Here is a 16,518-nt window from a genome sequence, read left to right as displayed (position 1 = left end):
ACCCACACCGGACTCACCATCCACCCACCACACCCACCGAACTTACGAAAAGATCAGTAATGGAGTGACCCATCACCCCGGCCTGCTGCGGACCGCTCCCCTGCCGAGGGAGACGACCTCGTCGCTGATCTGCCGCATCGCGAGCCGCTACGGGATGGAAGCGAAGGTGTTGCGGTCGTGCTGGCAGTGGCGCAACTACCCGCCGGGGCACGACGGCGGGGGCGCGCGGGCCGACGCCGAGGTGCTGCTGAACGTGGCCGGACGGCAGCTCCTGGCAGACCTGTGCGGTGTCGAGGAGGACATCCTGGCGCGGGCGTTGCCGTCCTGGGGACAGGAGGACTCCAAGCTGTCGGCCGGAAGAAACGGGGTGCCGGCGGCGGCGTGGCGGACCGGGGGCGCGGTCGCCGGGCCGGTCGCCTTCGGCTGCCGCCTGTGCACCGCCGGGCGTACGGGGACGGCGGTGCGGGCGGTGCAGTACGCGCCGCGCTGGGAGCGGGTGTGTGTCCGGCACGGGCGGTGGCTCTTGGACGCGGACGCCGACCAGCCTCTTGAGTATCTGGACGTGCGGGGTGTGCCGGAAGTGGCTGCGGCGCAGCGGCGGTGGGCCAAGGTGGCGCAGCGGGCGGCACGGGCCGGAGTAGAGCCGGCGAGGGTGTTCGCTCTGGCTTATGCGGTGGTGGCCCGGTGGTGGGAGCAGGCCCTGCACTGGGAGCGCGAGGCGCTCTGGCCGCGGCGGCTGCACCAGGTCGCGGGCGGCAACGCCGGGACGGAACTGGAGCGGTGGCGGATCGTGGACCGGGACGCGGTCGTCTTCCCCGAGGTGGTGGCCGTGGCCGCCGCGCTGCTGGACCCGGCCATGGCTGAGCTGGCATGGACCGACAGCGGGGCCGGGCGGCCGCAGCCGCTGCCCGCCGACGGGGCGTTCTGCCGCCGGCTGGGCGAGCGGGTCGGGCGGGGGTGGCTGGGGCCGCTGGCCGCCACCGACTACGGCGGCCCGCTGACCTCGTGGATGGGCGCCGTCATCCGCCTGCGCCGTGGCGCCGGCGGGCCTCCTGCCTACGGCAACGATCCGTGGTGGCTGAGGCAGGAGCACCAGCCCGCGTCCATGGCCGCCCAGCTGCGTGTGTCCTGTCGAAGGAACGCAGCGCGCCCGGCTCGGGCACCACGTGGCGCTCTGCGGTGCCGGCCGAGCAGCGGGCGCTGATCACCAGCCTGGTCAACGACGCCGAAGAGCAGCTGACCCAGCTGCGCGGTGCCCAGTACGGCAAGACCGCCGACGCCGCTCAGCAGTTGCTGGGCAACCTCGGCCATGCCGCCACGCTGATCGAGCAGGCCGTACAGGAGACCGCAGCGGCAGCCCTCGGGGCCGGGATGGCACTGGAGGATCTGGCGCGCTGGGCCCGCCTGCCGGCCGATGTCCTGGCCGAGGCACTCGCGGACCACCGCAACGGGCGGCCGGGAAAGGAGCGGTGAGCAAGTGTCAGGAGGCAGGCAGGGTGTGCACGGACCGTGATCCGCAGGGCATACCCCATCGCCCGGCGCTCGTGATCAAAATCCGTGAAGCCGCCCGCCAGTGAGGCGGGACGGGCTTGACTGGGTCGCGTGGGCAGCAAGGACGCAGCGGCCGCAGCAGGTGGCCGCTCACAGCACATGCAGACGGACACCGGATCCGAGTGGGAGGCGGTCTTCGTCGACCCCATCGGGCAAGTGGTGCAGCAGCGGTGGGCGGACGCGGTCCTCGCGGTGGCCTTCGAAGAGCTGGAGCCGGTGTCGGCGTTCCCGGTAGTGCCGGGGCGGCGGTGGGGGCCCGGCCAGTGGTGGTCGGCCACGACCGGCCGGCATGTGGCCTGCGGGCCGGCTGCGATGCGGGCACAGCTGATGCTGCTGGACCGCGACCCCGAGGTGGTCGGCCTGGCCGGGCGGCCGGTCCGTCTGCTGTGGCGGGATGCGCGTGGCCAGGTGCGCTCGTGGGTGCCGCAGCTCTTCGCCCGCCACCGCGACGGCACCGCTGTGCTGGCCGACTGCCCCAGCCACCCGGAGGCCGGCGGCGAGCGGGCGCAGCGGGCTGCGACGGTCCTGTAGGCGGCGTGCGTGCAGGCCGGCTGGAGCTACCGGCGCCTCAAGCCGCTGGAGAAGACGCTTTCGGCGAACCTGAAATGGCTGGCCGGCTACCGCCACCCCCGCAACGCCGGCCGTCCCTCTCTCTCAGCCGCCGTCCGTGAGGCGTTCACACAGCCGGCCGCTGATCGAGGGCGCCGAAGCGGTGGGCGACCCGATCGAAGTCCTGCCCGCTGTCTTCCACGCCCTGTGGCACGGAAAGCTGACGACCGACCTGGCGACGCCGCTTAACGAGAGGGTCCTTCGTCAGCACCGGCACCGGCACCGGCAGGGTGAACGGCCGTGGCGGCCCGGGCAGCGGGGATGGGTGGTGAGCGTGCGGCGTGGCGGGCGGCCGGTGCTGCAGGTCGGAGCGCACGTCCGCTTCCGTGAGAGCACCTGGCAGGTCATCGCTGTGGCGGGTCAGCAGGTCCACCTCGCTGGTGAGACAGGCGAAGACGAGACGGTCGTGGCCGGGCATCTGTTCGCCGACGCGTCCTTCGCCATCGTGGGCGCCGAGATGCCCCAGGCCGTGACGCAGTGGGGACTGTTCGAAACCGCGTCCGAGGACGCGCGGCGCAAGGCACTGGCCTGGCAGCGGCACATCCGCGAGGTGGAGTCCGGACTGCCCGGCGGGACGGACAGCGGCGGGGTGCCCCGAGCCGAGTACGACCCCAACCGGTTCACGCTCGCGCAGCGCGAGGAGGCCAAGGCAGCAGAGCTGACCGCGATCGGCGTCGGACCGGTCTCCCGGACCACGGTGCAGCGCACGCGCCTGGCCTACCGCAAGCAGGGACTGTGGGGGCTGGTCGACCACCGCACCACCCGCCGGCCCGTGCCTACCGGGCGCACCGACGAACGCGTCATCGCCGCCATCGAGGAAGCGCTGCGCCGCCAGCGCGGCCGTTCCAAGGACACCGTCAAAGGCCTGACGCCCCTGGTCGCGCAGATCCTTACCGACCGGCACGGGCGCGGCACCGTGCCGATATCCTCCCAGGCCACCTTCTACCGGCTCGTCCACCAGCTCGCCGGTCCCGCCGAACACCCCCACCGCCCCGCCCGGACTCTCCCCTCCCCCACCGGCGGACGGGCGTTCACCCCGACCGTGGCGCTGCGGCCGGGCGAGCAGGTACAGGTCGACACCACCCGCCTCGACGTCCTGGCCGTCTTCGACGACGGGACCACCGGCCGGCCCGAACTCACCATCGCCGTCGACGTCGCCACCCGCGCCATCCTCGCCGCCGTCCTGCGCCCCGCCGGAACCAAGGCCGTCGATGCCGCCCTGCTGCTCGCCGAAATGGCCGTCCCGCACCCGGCCCGCCCCACCTGGCCCGACGCACTGCGCCTCGCCCACACCCAACTCCCCCAGCTACAGCGGCTTATAACCCTGGACGAACGCCTTCAGGGCGCCGCCGCCCGGCCGGTCGTGGTGCCCGAGACGATCGTCGTGGACCGGGGCAAGATCTACCTGTCCACGGCGTTCAGCGCCGCCTGCGAGACCCTCGGCATCAGCGTCCAGCCCACCCCGCCCCACGCCCCCGCCGCGAAAGGCATCGTGGAGCGCACCTTCGGCACCATCAACGCCCTGCTCTGCCAGCACCTGCCCGGCTACACCGGATCCGACGTCACCCGCCGCGGACCCGCTGCCGAAACCGAGGCCTGCTTCAGCGTCCCCCAGTTGCAGGACCTGCTCGACGAATGGCTGATCCACTACCACCACCGCCCCCACGAAGGCCTGCGCCACCCCACCCTGCCGAAGAAGGCGCTGACACCGAACCAGATGTGGGCCGCGCTGGTCGCCGTGGCCGGCTACGTTCCCCTCCCCTTGAGCGGCAGCGACTATCTCGAACTGCTGCCGGTGCGCTGGCAGGCCATCACCGAACGCGGCATCCGCATCGACCACCGCACCTACGACCACGACTGTCTTGCCCCCTACCGCGGCCAGCCCTCACCCGTCACCGCGCGGCGGGAAATGGGAAGTCCACACCAACCCCCGCGACGCCCGCCAGGTCTGGATCCGCCTGCCCGACGGACACCTGACAGAGATCCCGTGGATCCACCGCGACCACATCCACCAGCCGTTCAACAGCGCCACCTGGCAGCACATCAAAACCATCACCGCCCGCCACGGCGACCGCGACACACACGAGGCCGACCTCGCCGACGCCCTCGACCAGCTCATGCGCCGCGCCCAGACCAGCACCGCCACCGCAGGCGAGCAACGCCTGATCACCCGCACCGCACCGCTGAAAACGCCCCCGCCGGCGGCCGATCACCGCACGCCCCACACCCCGGGCCCTCAGGCCGACGGATGGGACGACGACAGTCTCGACGACCTGCCTGACGACCTAGAGCAGGCTGATGGCGAGGAGGAAACCATCGACAACGGCGACGCGCCCGTCCCGTACACCGGACTCGGCCTCTACGACCCCGCCCAGGAAGCCCTCAACTGGTGACCAGCCCCGCACACAACCACCACGCCACCACCGACACCGAGGCACCGCTGCCCGGCACGCACGCGGCAGAGCCGGAGTGGCCGATCACCACCTGGCAGGGCTGGCAGCACTTCGCCACCACCCCGCCCCTCGCCCCGCCCCAGCCCGGCGACGCACCCCGCAGCACGGAAGAACGCCTCGCCTACCACTCCGCGTTCGTCACCGTCCGCACCCCCGCCATCAACACCCTCGCCACCCAGGTCCGCACCCTCATGCTGCTCGGCCGCCACCAGCAGACCACCGCCCGGCCCTCACTGATCGTCACCGGCCCCGCCACGGCCGGGAAAACCACCGCCCTCCTCGAAGTCGGACGCACCTGCCACCTCGCCCACACCCGCAAACACCCCGCCCCGCCCGGACGCACCCACCAGCAGGTGCCGGTCGCGTACCTGCTGGTGCCGCCCGGCGCCACCGCGAAAACCCTCGCCATCGAATTCGCCCGCTACCTCGGCATCCCCGTCACCACCCGCATGACCCAGGCCCAGATCACCAGCGCCGTCTGCCACACCTACACCCAAGCCGGCGTCCACCTGGTCCTCATCGACGAGATCCACCGCCTCAACCCGCGTACGACCACCGGTGCCGAAGCCGCCGACCTGCTGAAGGATCTCACCGAACGGATCAAAGCGACCTTCGTCTACACCGGCATCGACGTCGCCGCCACACCCCTGTTCAGCGGCATACGCGGCGCCCAACTCGCTGGCCGTGCCAGCCTCATCACCTGCGGCCCCCTCCCCGCCCGCCACGGAAACACCCGCCCCTTCACCGACCTCATCACCGACATGGAGAACGCCCTCGACCTCACCCAGCACACACCCGGCACACTCCCCCGCCACGCCTCCTACCTCCACCAGCGCACCGCCGGCCGCATCGGATCCCTCGCCCGCCTCATCCGCCAAGCCGCCATCACCGCCATCTGCGACGGCACCGAACGCATCACCAAAAAGGCGCTCGAAGCCATCCAGCTCGACCACCTCGCCGAAGAAGCAAGCCGCCCCCGAACCCGCCAACCCGCCAGAACGGCATGATGCGGACATGAAGACGACCACCGAGACGCCGGGCGGCGACGATTTCGCTGCCCTCTGCCGGCAGGCCTGGGACACCCTGACCCCCGCCCGCGTCGGCTACCTCGCCGGCGTCTCACCTCACTACGACGAGGTCCTCCACGACGTCGCGCAGCGCACCGAGCACACCGGCAGCCTCGGCAAGACGGACATCGCAGCCCTCGTCGTCTGGAAACGGCTCTCCGCGCAAACCCGCTGGGTGACAGACCTCATGTCCCTGCCCGACACCCACGTACGAGCCGTCACCGAACGGGCCGTCACCGCCGTCCGCGACACCACCCTCCCGCGCAGCGAGGCCGGCCGCACCGGACGCGGCATCATCTGGGAACTGCCCGGCTTCCGCACCGGCGACGCCCTCGCCTCCGCCATCCTCACCGCAGCAGCACCGCACCGGATGGCCGTCTACGACCGCCGCGTCCAACACGGCCTGGACACCCTCGGCTTCACCCTCACGCCCACACCGGGACGCTACGGCCGCTACCTCCAGCTCCTCGACGACCTCCTCGAGCACGGCGCAGCACCCGCCGCCGGCTGGACCGCACGCGACATCGACACCGCGCTGTACTGGACCGGCGCCAACCCGCTCCAGCCGATACCGGTGTAGGCCCACCCACACAAGCCCTGACCACGGAACAAGCCGCTGACCAGCACAAAACCGCACCAGCTCTTTCGATGCCAGACACCATCACCAGCACCACACCTCCGTTATCAACGAACCCCGAACAACCGCAGACCAGACGCCCCATCACCACCCCCTTCAGCGTCCCGCAAGCACCGGAATCGTTATCAGAGAATCCGCAACACCCCAGCTCAAGCAACTCACACCACACCAACTAATAACCCCGGAATCACAGCCTGCGCCGGTTACGCATGCCGGCGAGGCTGTGGAGTGATAGGTGACGGATCCGTTTTCCCCGCGGCCCGCGGCCGGTGTCGTCCGGCTGGCCCCGCTGGCAGGTGAAACGACAATGTCCTTCGTGAACCGGCTGGCCGCTCGCTACAACGTCACCGTGACGGGCTTGTTGGCTGCGATGGCGGGCCCTGGCGTGCGTGGTGTCTGGGGAAAAGACTGTCTCCTCGGCGAGGTGTTCCTGGCGCCCGCTGTGCGGCACCGAGTGGCCTCCCTCTGCCAGGTGCCGGAGTCGCATCTGTCCCGGGCGTTGCCTTCTTGGGATGGGGGCGCTGATACGAACGCGAACGGTGAGCAGCCGAACGTGCGCTTCGCCTCCGGCAGCGCGGTTCCTACGGTCATGCTGGGATGCCGTCTGTGTACAGCGGCTCGGACAGGTGCTCCGTGTTCTGCCCGTCTGTACGCCGAGCTGCGTTCAAGGATCTGCATCAAGCACCAGTGCTGGTCTCTCGACTCACTGGCGCTGGACAGAGTCACGCTGGTCGAGGGACAGGTGGGCCTCGCCGGGCTCCCGGAGGTGATCCGTGCGCACCAGCGCCTTCTGCCGCTGCTGCGCCGTAGCGGCTCGTGCAAGAACGCTTTTGCCGTGGCCCAGGCGGTCGTTGCCTCCTGGTGGGATGTGCACTGGCGGGACGAGGTGCTCTGGCCGGCGCGACTTGGCCGTCTCGGCGCCGATCTTCCCGAGGGTGAGGTAGCGGTGCTCGCCCGGGACGTGGTGACGTATCCGGAGGCTGTCGCGGTCACGACGGTTCTGTGTGACCGGTTGTGGCGACAACGCGTCTTGGAAGACACGCACGGTCAGATGCCGCACACGCTGGCCGAGGTTCCCCGTCTGCTGACCGAGCTGGCTCGCCGTCTGGGCCGCCCGTGGCTGGTGGAACTGCTTGCCGCCTCCAGCGCAGGAGCGCTGTTCGCCTGGGTGCGGGCGTGTGTGCGGCGGGAGCGCGGAGCAGTGCCCGAGGAAGATGTGTGGGCGGTTCCGGTCGCGCACCGGCCTCGTGGGCTTGCGGCGCAGGTGCGGGAGCTGCGCCTCCAGCACGTCGGCAGTGTTCCAGTGGGAGGAAGGCTGTCCCGTGCAGAGCAGGCATATCAAGTCGGCCTGGCACACGCCCGTTCCTACGCGGCGCGTCACGGGCATCTCGCTGTTCCCAAGTACGGCCGTCACGAGGGATTTGCTCTGGGAGCGTGGCTGGCCAATCAGAGAATCGGAGTAGCAGCGCTCCCCATAGAGCGGGCACAGGCGTTGCATCGCATCGATCCCTGGTGGAACGGTCCCTGGCCCATCTCTTGGCGCCGGACGTACCACCGCGCCCTGGTACGCGTTCGAAAGCATGGCCCCGTCGACGCCACGGCAGGATTCCCCGGCACCAGTCTCGCCTTGGGCGAGTGGCTCCATGAGCAGTGTTCCCGGTATGACGCCCTTCACGTAGGCCAGCAACGCCTGCTCGCAGATCTCGGGATCCGGCCCGCGCACGCCCGCTCAGCACACCCTCGCCGCAAGAGCCTGGCTCAGGCCTTCGCGGCCGGCTTGGACCACGCCCGAGCCTTTGCCGCCGTCCACGGCCACCTCGCCACGTCCAAGAGCACACGCCAGGGCGGTTTTCCTCTTGGGCAGTGGTTGATGAGTCAACGCAGCCGGGCCCGTGTGGCGGAGAAGGAAACCGAACGGAGCCGTGCACTGTCTGCCATCGACCCGTGGTGGAACCCACCCTGGCGGGTCTCCTGGAACCACAGCTATCACCAAGCCCACGCCCACCACACCGCCGGCCACGCCTTCCCCGGCACGACCACTAAGACGTCGTTTCACTCGGTGAGTCGTCGGTAGTTGATGAGGCTGGTGGCGATGGCTGTGAACGCGAGGAAGTGCTCGGGTTTGCGTTCGTAGCGGCGGTGCAGGCGTCGGCATCCGTTCAGCCAGGACATGGTTCGCTCGACCACCCAGCGGTGCCGGCCCAGTCGCTGGGAGGTGTCGATGCCACGGCGGGCGATGCGGTGTGTGATGCCTCGCTCGCGAAGCCACTGTCGCAGGTGGGGATAGTCGTAGCCCTTGTCCCCGTGGAGTTTTCCGGGGCGTCGGCGCCGGGGTCCACATCGACTGCGCACGGGCGGGATCGAGGTGATCAGCGGTTGCAGTGCGAGGCTGTCGTGGGTGTTCGCAGCGGAGACAGCGACTGCGACGGGCAGGCCGTTGCGGTCCACGGCAAGGTGGATTTTCGATCCGCTCTTGCCCCGGTCGGTCGGATTCGGTCCGGTCAGCTGCCCCCTTTGAGCGCGCGGACGCTGACGGAGTCGACGGCGAAACGCGACCAGTCCAGCTCGCCCCGCACACCGAGCTCGTCGAGGATGACGCGGTGCAGCCGGGCCCACACCCGGGCCTGGCTCCATTGCGCGAAGCGTCGGTACACCGTGGGCCACGCCGGTCCGAAGAGCGGTGGCACCTGTCGCCATGAACACCCTGACGTGGCCACGAACACGATTGCAGCCAGACACTCGCGGTCCCCGGCCCTCCGACGGCCGCCACCCTGCGGGCGTATCACCACCGTCTCCGGCACCACTCGCCGGAACAACTCCCACAGCTCATCAGGGACCAGGCGCTCAGCAAGACTCGTCATACCAACACAACGACCCCCGCCGCCAAAAGAAACCACGTCTAAATGGATCCGCACCCAGCAGCAAGCCTGGAACCAGCTCTACCCCCACCAACAACACCTCCTGAGCACCCTCGGCATCCACGAATCCACATCCCTGATCAGCTACAACAGCCGCCCAACGAAACTGACCGGCAAACCGATAGAACTGACCAACGGACCTACGGCCACCCCGAAGCAGGAAACCCACAGCTCACAGACCCCGCCCGCCCCCAGCCCGCAAGCAACGTCAGCCCCTCGCCACCACAGACCACACCGCCAGCCCCAACCAGCCAACTGATCAGCCCAGTTCAACACCCCGAACACTGATCAGATAGAACGAGCCACGACATCACCGGCTACATGCCCCTGCCGCTGACCCGCAACGACTATCTGGAACTGCTGCCCGTGCGGTGGCAGGCCATCACCGAGCACGGCATCCGCATCCACCACCGCACCTACGACCACGACGTCCTCGGCCCGCACCGCGGCGAGCCCTCGCCCGTGGCCGGCCGCGGCGGGAAATGGGAAATCCACACCAACCCCCACGACGTCCGGCAGATCTGGATCCGCCTGCCCCAACTCGGGCTCACCGAGATCCCGTGGATCCACCGCGACCACGCCCACCAGCCGTTCAGCGAACAGACCTGGCGCTACCTGCGCACCACCATCGCCCGCCAGGCCCGCGAGGACGCCCCACAGGCCGAAGCCGCCCTCGCCGAAGCCCTCGACGCACTCATGCGCCGCGCCCGGACAGGGCAGGCAACCAACCAGGAGCAGCACCTCCTCACCCGCACCACCACCCCCCGCACTCCCCCACCGCCCCGCTCCCACAACACCATCCCGCCCACCCGACCCGGCCCCGGAGCCCCGCATACGGAAGCCGACAGCCTCGACGGCCCCGACCAAGACCAAGAACAGGACCAGAACCAGGACCAGGACACAGAAGACCTCGCGTACGGCCAGGCCACGGACGGCCCGGCGGTGCCGGTCGCAGGGTACGGGCTCTACGACGCCGCGGAAGAAGCCCTCAAATGGTGACCGGGCCCCGCCAGGAAGCCGGAGACAGTCCCGGACCGCAGGGCGGAAAGGACACCCGAACAGGGCACGCCCTGACCACCCCCGACAACAACGGGCCCGAAGGCGCAGCGTGGCCGGTGACGACCTGGCAGGGCTGGCGGCACTTCGCCGCCACCCCTCCCCCACAACCACCCGCACCCGGCCAACCCTTACGAAGCACGGAAGAACGCCTCGCCTACCACTCCGCGTTCGTCACCGTACGCACCCCCTTCATCGACACCCTCACCAACAGCGTCCGCACCCTGATGATCCTGGGACAACACCAACAGACCACCGCACGGCCCTCTTTGATCGTCACCGGACCCGCCGCGGCCGGAAAAACCACCGCCCTCCTGCACACCGGGCGCGCCTGCCACCTCGCCCACACCCGGCAACACCCGCCCCACGGACACAGCGCCCACCCGCAGGTCCCCGTGGCCTACGTCCTCGTCCCGCCCGCCGCCAGCGCCAAAACCCTCGCCACCGAGTTCGCCCGCTACCTCGCCATCCCCGTCACCACCCGCATGACCCAGGCCCAGATCACCGACGCCGTCTGCCACACCTACAACCAGATCGGCGTACGCCTGATCCTCATCGACGAAATCCACCGCCTCAACCCCCGCACCACCACCGGCGCCGAAACCGCCGACCTCCTCAAAGACCTCACCGAACGCATCCGCGCGACGTTCGTCTACGCGGGCATCGACGTAACTACCACTGCCCTGTTCTCCGGCGCACGCGGAGCACAACTCGCCGGGCGGGCCTCCCTGGTGGAATGCGGAGCATTCCCCGCACGCCTCGGGAAACGCGAACCCTTCCGCGAACTCATCACCGGCCTAGAAGCAGCATTCGACCTACAGGCCCACCGCCCCGGCACCCTTCCCCGCCTCGCCCCCCACCTCCACCAACGCACCGCCGGACGCATCGGAAGCCTCACCCGCCTCATTCGCCAAGCAGCCATCACCGACGGCACCGAACGCATCACCAAAACCAGCCTCGACGCAATCCGCCTCGACCACCAAGCCGAACAACACCACCGCCCCACCCCCACCCGGCCCCCACCCCACCGGTAACCCTCCAGCCCGCACCCCACGACCCCACCAGCACACAACGCCACGACCAGCGAAAACACCCACCAGCCCTTTACAGGACACAACCACCCGAGGAAAACGGAAAAACTCTCAACGAAACCGGAAGAACCCCACACCCGCCGACCTAAACCCCGACAAGACCCCGCCCACCCAGTCTCAACCAAACCCGGATACACCCAGCAAAAAACAGCACCCGCACCTCAACTACACCCCCACAAAACGACAGCCGGACGCGCCAGGCGGCTGTGGTCTCCCGGACGGTGTCGAACACGGTGCGCACCTGCGCAGTGAGCCGGTCGGGCAACTCCCCCACCGTGGAGCCATCTGCACCATAGGGGCCAGTGATCACGATCGGTCCGTACAGGAAGTAGGGCAGTTCCGTCCTCCGCCAACCGCACGCCATGGGCAACGCGGCGGCGGTCGGACTCAGCCCTTCCCGGGCCCCGGTCGCGGAAACGTGAAGCGCCGTTGCGCGGTGGTTAGGATTGTCTGCGGGACCACCCCTAAGCCCTGCTTCGTCAGCTACAGACGAACACCCCTTCACGCGCTGTTACCGTAAAGGCACCTGCCCTCTGTACAGAACGCAAGACGCGATGCCGCAGCTCGGACATTACTGAACTCCAGTGAACTCCGACAGGCAATAGCTCTTCACGCCAATCTCTGGTCGAGTCGATGTACCTGATTACAGCCTCGGGTTCCGTGATGGACATAGTCAGCTTCAGGTCATGCCGAACTACCGATTCAAACATTTTTCCCATCACCATCTGGCCGTTTTCAAGGTTGAACCGGTGTATCCTAGGGTTAACATTCATGCCGGTTTTCATTGAGCTTCCGCAAATAAATTCCAAAGATTCGCGAAAAATTTGTTCGAACTCTTCGAGATTACGCCGACTACTGGTCGCGGCCAGAAATCTCCCGTTCCTGCGGAGCACCCTTCGAACCTCCCTCAAACCTCCATCGATATCGGGCACGTTGTACAACATGTGCATGGCAAGGACGACGTCGAATGATTCGTTTGCTACTGGCAAATTCATCAAGTTGCCCACCGCAACGTTCTGCGACTGGGTGGGATGCTTTTCAATTGCTTGCCGGAGGGCTTGTGGCGACGGGTCGACACCCAACGATCTGAGGCCAGGCCTCCGCAGGCGATGCAGGTGTCGTCCGGTTCCGCAACCCACATCGATGACGTCGCGCACCTCTCCCCAAGAAATGTGGGACAAATCCCACCCTGGAATATCGACTCCGTCTGGAAGGTATGTATATATATTCATGCGAGACGCGGCGCTCTGGAATCGGCTCCAGAACATAGAAAACATCTGTGCAGCTTTCTCTACCTCCACCCCCGCGCCTGCCTCGTAACTGGTCGCATGACTGAACAGCCGCTGACGCCTCACATCCATCACCGCAGGCATTCGCTTACACTCCGCGCCGTTTTGCTTACGGCCCAGCAGGTACAGCAGGAGCTGACGGTCACGGCTGGTCAATGGAACGTCGCCAATATAGAGGAAGACACTAAGCGGAACCTGGTCGACAGTGAGTGAAACAGTCGGCCTGAGTACGACGTCCAATTCGCCTACGCGGATAGGGGTTTGGTCGAGCACCGCTTCGGACAGATCACGCCCTGCCATTCCTGACCGAACAGCACGGACAAGGAGCTCCACGTCAGACCGTCCGGTCGCAACAACAGCCGACCGATCTGATGACCATTCCCGGATGACTTGACGCTCAAATCGTTCAATGGTCGTATCTGAATCATCCTGCTGTACGTCATGCGGATAGGCGAAAGCGCGAAATTCCTGTCCGACCACACCTGCACGGTCGCGCCCATCGAGGAAACATGAGAACTTGTCCCACGTAACTTGCATAAATTTGCCTCTCGGAACTGAAAACAGGCCAGCCACTTCACAGACGGCACGAGAGGCGCGACCCTCGCGGCCATCCCATGACATTCCTTCGGTCTTTTCGGCGCTACGAGACCCGCTCACCCTGACGCCACAGAACGCCCCACGCAGTCGGCGTACTGCGGCAACATTCCGGACTGGTGTGCTTCGGCCAGCGAGGGAGCCCCTGCATCCCTGGCCGAGAGCTTCGGAGGAATATCCATAGGCCAGTCGATCGACAGGTCGGGGTCGAGGGGGTGGACCGCCTGCTCGCGTTCCGGCGCGTGTCCGGTCGAGCAGAGGTACACCATGGTGGCATCGTCGGTGAGAGCCATGAAGGCATGCCCAAGCCCTTCGGCTAGGAACAGCGCGCGCCGGGTACTCCCATCGAGGCGTACGGACTCCCAGCGCCCGAATGTGGGCGAACCCACGCGCACGTCGACCACCACGTCCAGGACAGCGCCGGTGACGCAGGTGAGGTACTTGGCCTGGCCTGGCGGCACGTCGGCGAAGTGCACCCCGCGCAGCACACCGCGGCGGGACGTCGAGCAGCTCGCCTGCGCGAGAGAGAGTTCGTGTCCGACAGCCTCACACAGCTCGTCGGCGCGGTACCACTCATGGAAGGTTCCCCGCTCATCGGGGAATACGGTGGGTTCGAGCACCCACGCGCCCGCTAGCCCCAGAGATCGCACGTTGTCACGCTCCTTCGGCGAAAGTCCGTCGTGTCGACGGTGCCGGCAACGTCGGCGCGAGGATGTTCAGTCGGCGGTCCGTCGGCGGTGCTTTCAGGACAGGCGGCGGGTGGGCACCGCGGCCGTCCGAGTGCTGATGTATTCGAGCCGGAAGTCGACGGGCTTGATGAACACCCCTCCTCCGCGCAGGTATTCGTCGTTCGCCTCGATGATCGCGTCCGCGTAGTTCCACGGGAAGATGACGCAGTAGTCGGGCGGGGCGGTGCTCAGCCGGTCCGGCGCAACCACGGGCACGGACGTCCCCGGGAGGCACTTTCCCTGCTTGTACGGGGTTGAGTCGCTGATGTACTTCAGGGGCGCGTCGGTCGCGCTCATCATGACCGCCGCTTTCGCGGGCGCGCCGATGCCCGCGAGGCTGTGGCCAGCCGCCGCTATGGCATGGAGCTCCTTGCGGGAGGCGGCGAGAAAATCTTCCACCTTGCGGGCGAAATCGGCGTAGAAGGAGACGTCAGTTATACCGACGACGGCCTCCTCCCGCAGCAACTGGTCCACGGACGGGGAGATGGCGTGCGGATCGGCACGAGCCACGACCCGCAGGCTCCCGCCGTGGAAGGCATTCTGCTCCACGTGGACGGCGGTCAGACCTGCCGCCTTCAACAGACGGTGCAGCGCGGTGAACGAGTAGTAGAAGACGTGCTCGTGGTAGATGGTGTCGAACAGCCCGCGCTCGACCAGGTCTCTGAGATAGGGCACCTCGATCACAGCCGCGCCGCCACCGTCCGCCAGCATCAGCTGCAGGCCTGACAGCACATTGATCACATCTGGCGTGTGAGCGATCACGTTGTTGGCGTGGATGAGGGAAGCAGGCCCGTAACTGCGGCGCATCTCCGCGGCCAGTTCGCGGGTGAAGAAGGCATCCAGGGTGCGTACCCCGTTCGCCCTTGCCTGCGCGGTGACATTCTTGGCTGGGTCGACGCCTAGGACCTGGTAACCGTCCGCCGCGTAACTGCGCAGCAGATAGCCGTCGTTGGACCCGATCTCCACGACAAGCCCCCCGCGCTCAGGAGCGAGCTCCTGCTCGACGAACGCGCGCAGTCGCCTACCGTGCTCCAGGACGGGCGCAGCCGCGGAGGAGAAGTAGGCGTATTCGACGAAGAGCTGCTCGGGCGACAGGCTGCGCGCCAGCTGAGCCAGCGCGCAGTCGTCGCAGTGCAGCACATGCAGGGGGTAGCTCGGGGAAGGGGCCATTTCGGGTGGTACGAACTCATTGGCAAGGGGCACAAGGCCCAGGCACAGTACGGAGGACATTTGTGTGCGCCCGCAGACGCGGCAGCGGGCATGTGCCACATCGTTTTGGCAGCGCTCGCACTCGGTTACTGTCTCTGTGGTCTTCAACGGGCTTTCCCCTTCGTCATCATGGTCCTGACAAGGCTCTCGATCTGCTTGAGGACGGCGTCGGGACCGGGCATGGCTAGCCAGGCCTTCTTGGCCTCGGCCAGGCGCTGTCGCACGGCCTGGTCGCGAGCAAGCTCGGCGACGTGGTGGACCACGTTGGCGGGCATTGCTTCGTCTGGTGTCAACACGCGCCCCAGCCCGTGCTGTTCGGCCCAGCGGGCATTGCGGTACTGCTCAGGCCCCTGCGGGATCACCAGCATGGGCACGCCCCATTCGATGCCCGCGCGGGTGGTGTTGCTCCCCCCGTGGTGCACCAGCACGGAGGTGGTGGGCAGTTCCGTGTTCAGGGGCGCGAAGTCGACGGTGCGCACCCGCCCCGGGGAGGTCTGCTGCGTACCGGGGGCCCGTGGGCCGGTCGCCGAGCTGAACCAGCCCCGCGGTCCCAGGGTTAGAGTGACCGCCATGCCGTGTTCGGCCAGCGCCTCCGCCGCCGCGCGATAGTCCTGGACGACGGCGTTGGAGACCGTACCGAAGGTGACGAGTACGCGAGGGCGCTCAGCGGGTTCGTCGGGGACAGGCGTAGCAAACACGGCGCCGTGGTAGGCGCGCAGCCCCACGAGCACACGATGCCCAAGGGCCTTTCCTTCGGAGGTCTGCAGTGCGGGGGGGCAAATGTCGATGTAGGGCTCGACGATGTCCTCGAGCGTGATGCCCGTGCCCAGGTGTCTTTCGTACAGCGGGCGGGCGCGCTCCCAGAGCAGTGCGAGCGAGTCGGCGTGGTACGGGCCGATGCTGTGGAAGAGATGCGGGATCCCGGTCAGCTTCGCCACGAGGGGCCCAGCGAGTTCGAGCGCCTCGCTGACAATGACGTCGGGCCGGTAGGCGCGCACGACGTCCAACAGCTGCTCCCATCTGCGGGCGGGCGCTATCTCGCCGAAGAGCCGGGCTCCCGCATGCCAGTCCAGAAGCGCACCGGACATTTCCTGCGGATACGACCGTTTCATCTCAGTCCGCAATCGGATTCTTCCGGGGCCAGATGCCAGCAACGGAAATCCTGCAGCTTCCACCATCGGTGCGGCCTCAAGTGCGGTACTGAAGGCCACTTCGTGCCCGTGCTCTTTAGCCGCGAAAGCAAGCGGCGCCACATTATAAAAATGGGAGTGCCCTGAAACGCACGTCCAAAGAATACGCATTACCTTCATATCCGC

Annotated in this window: 14 protein-coding genes and 1 pseudogene; 9 read left to right on the top strand and 6 right to left on the bottom strand. The window is 67.7% G+C overall.

What is annotated here, in order from left to right:
* Positions 1-64: 64 nt before the first annotated feature.
* From CG740_RS35600 to CG740_RS41310, 3 genes are all read left to right on the top strand, one after another.
* Entirely contained in the window at positions 65-1,204 is a 1,140-nt protein-coding gene (locus CG740_RS35600) for a DNA-binding protein (RefSeq protein WP_234376681.1), read from the top strand.
* Entirely contained in the window at positions 1,180-1,473 is a 294-nt protein-coding gene (locus CG740_RS41785) for a hypothetical protein (RefSeq protein WP_234376680.1), read from the top strand. Before CG740_RS35600 ends, CG740_RS41785 begins: the two co-directional genes overlap by 25 nt.
* 129 nt (positions 1,474-1,602) lie before the next feature.
* Positions 1,603-2,082, top strand: coding sequence for a TnsA-like heteromeric transposase endonuclease subunit (locus tag CG740_RS41310; protein ID WP_234376679.1), 480 nt, complete (start codon positions 1,603-1,605; stop codon positions 2,080-2,082).
* Positions 2,083-2,227: 145 nt separating this feature from the next.
* Here the strand turns inward: CG740_RS41310 and CG740_RS41305 are convergent, their stop codons facing one another.
* Complete coding sequence (locus tag CG740_RS41305; protein WP_234376684.1) at positions 2,228-2,578, bottom strand: hypothetical protein; 351 nt, start codon at positions 2,576-2,578, stop codon at positions 2,228-2,230.
* On the opposite strand from CG740_RS41305, the pseudogene CG740_RS35590 reads away from it, so the two are divergent.
* The 4 genes and pseudogenes from CG740_RS35590 to CG740_RS35575 all read left to right on the top strand — a co-directional run bounded on the left by CG740_RS35590 (position 2,459) and on the right by CG740_RS35575 (position 8,391).
* Positions 2,459-4,553, top strand: a pseudogene (locus CG740_RS35590) (transposase). The gene CG740_RS41305 and the pseudogene CG740_RS35590 sit on opposite strands and share 120 nt — an antisense overlap.
* A gap of 83 nt (positions 4,554-4,636) precedes the next feature.
* A complete protein-coding gene (locus tag CG740_RS35585; RefSeq protein ID WP_100579457.1) occupies positions 4,637-5,620 on the top strand; it encodes an ATP-binding protein in 984 nt (327 codons plus the stop codon).
* 7 nt (positions 5,621-5,627) lie between these two features.
* Entirely contained in the window at positions 5,628-6,260 is a 633-nt protein-coding gene (locus tag CG740_RS35580) for a hypothetical protein (protein WP_100579445.1), read from the top strand.
* A gap of 292 nt (positions 6,261-6,552) precedes the next feature.
* Positions 6,553-8,391, top strand: coding sequence for a Helicase associated domain protein (locus tag CG740_RS35575; protein WP_267895440.1), 1,839 nt, complete (start codon positions 6,553-6,555; stop codon positions 8,389-8,391).
* Here the strand turns inward: CG740_RS35575 and CG740_RS35570 are convergent.
* A protein-coding gene (locus CG740_RS35570) for an IS5 family transposase (protein WP_442802873.1) occupies positions 8,370-9,178 on the bottom strand; the annotation gives its coding sequence in 2 pieces (ribosomal slippage) (positions 8,370-8,824 and positions 8,824-9,178; 810 coding nt in all). The two genes, CG740_RS35575 and CG740_RS35570, sit on opposite strands and share 22 nt — an antisense overlap.
* A 378-nt stretch (positions 9,179-9,556) precedes the next feature.
* Between CG740_RS35570 and CG740_RS35565 the strand changes: the two genes are divergently transcribed.
* Both CG740_RS35565 and CG740_RS35560 read left to right on the top strand, forming a co-directional pair.
* Positions 9,557-10,234: a Mu transposase C-terminal domain-containing protein gene (locus CG740_RS35565; protein WP_199846673.1), complete on the top strand. Its 678-nt coding sequence runs from the start codon at positions 9,557-9,559 to the stop codon at positions 10,232-10,234.
* Positions 10,235-10,350: 116 nt separating this feature from the next.
* Positions 10,351-11,325, top strand: a complete 975-nt coding sequence (locus tag CG740_RS35560) for a TniB family NTP-binding protein (protein ID WP_234376683.1) — start codon at positions 10,351-10,353, stop codon at positions 11,323-11,325.
* A gap of 536 nt (positions 11,326-11,861) precedes the next feature.
* On the opposite strand, the gene CG740_RS35550 is transcribed toward CG740_RS35560, so the two are convergent.
* The 4 genes from CG740_RS35550 to CG740_RS35535 form a co-directional block, all read right to left on the bottom strand.
* Positions 11,862-13,244 carry a class I SAM-dependent methyltransferase gene (locus CG740_RS35550; RefSeq protein WP_159030516.1) on the bottom strand — a complete coding sequence of 461 codons (1,383 nt, stop codon included), beginning with the start codon at positions 13,242-13,244 and terminating at the stop codon, positions 11,862-11,864.
* A gap of 80 nt (positions 13,245-13,324) precedes the next feature.
* The gene (locus CG740_RS35545; RefSeq protein WP_100579440.1) at positions 13,325-13,915 is read right to left on the bottom strand and encodes a dTDP-4-dehydrorhamnose 3,5-epimerase family protein; all 591 of its coding nucleotides are present in this window, start codon (positions 13,913-13,915) and stop codon (positions 13,325-13,327) included.
* A gap of 93 nt (positions 13,916-14,008) precedes the next feature.
* Positions 14,009-15,262 (bottom strand): class I SAM-dependent methyltransferase, encoded by a 1,254-nt coding sequence (locus tag CG740_RS35540; protein ID WP_267895442.1) that lies wholly within the window; start codon positions 15,260-15,262, stop codon positions 14,009-14,011.
* 44 nt (positions 15,263-15,306) lie between these two features.
* On the bottom strand, positions 15,307-16,290 hold the full coding sequence (locus CG740_RS35535) for a glycosyltransferase (RefSeq protein ID WP_159030515.1): 984 nt from the start codon (positions 16,288-16,290) through the stop codon (positions 15,307-15,309).
* Positions 16,291-16,518: the final 228 nt, after the last annotated feature.

Origin of the sequence: Streptomyces sp. CB01201, from assembly GCF_002803085.1 — a bacterium.
Lineage (GTDB): Bacteria > Actinomycetota > Actinomycetes > Streptomycetales > Streptomycetaceae > Streptomyces > Streptomyces hundungensis.
The sequence above is the reverse complement of the archived record's forward strand: the minus strand, read 5'-3'. Positions and strand labels throughout refer to the sequence as shown.

What these genes read in the sequence shown, in the direction of transcription:
- CG740_RS41305 (WP_234376684.1), bottom strand. Translation starts at nt 2,578, where the DNA reads ATGCCCGGCCACGACCGTCTCGTCTTCGCCTGTCTCACCAGCGAGGTG.
- CG740_RS35580 (WP_100579445.1), top strand. Translation starts at nt 5,628, where the DNA reads ATGAAGACGACCACCGAGACGCCGGGCGGCGACGATTTCGCTGCCCTC.
- CG740_RS35565 (WP_199846673.1), top strand. Translation starts at nt 9,557, where the DNA reads ATGCCCCTGCCGCTGACCCGCAACGACTATCTGGAACTGCTGCCCGTG.
- CG740_RS35535 (WP_159030515.1), bottom strand. Translation starts at nt 16,290, where the DNA reads ATGTCCGGTGCGCTTCTGGACTGGCATGCGGGAGCCCGGCTCTTCGGC.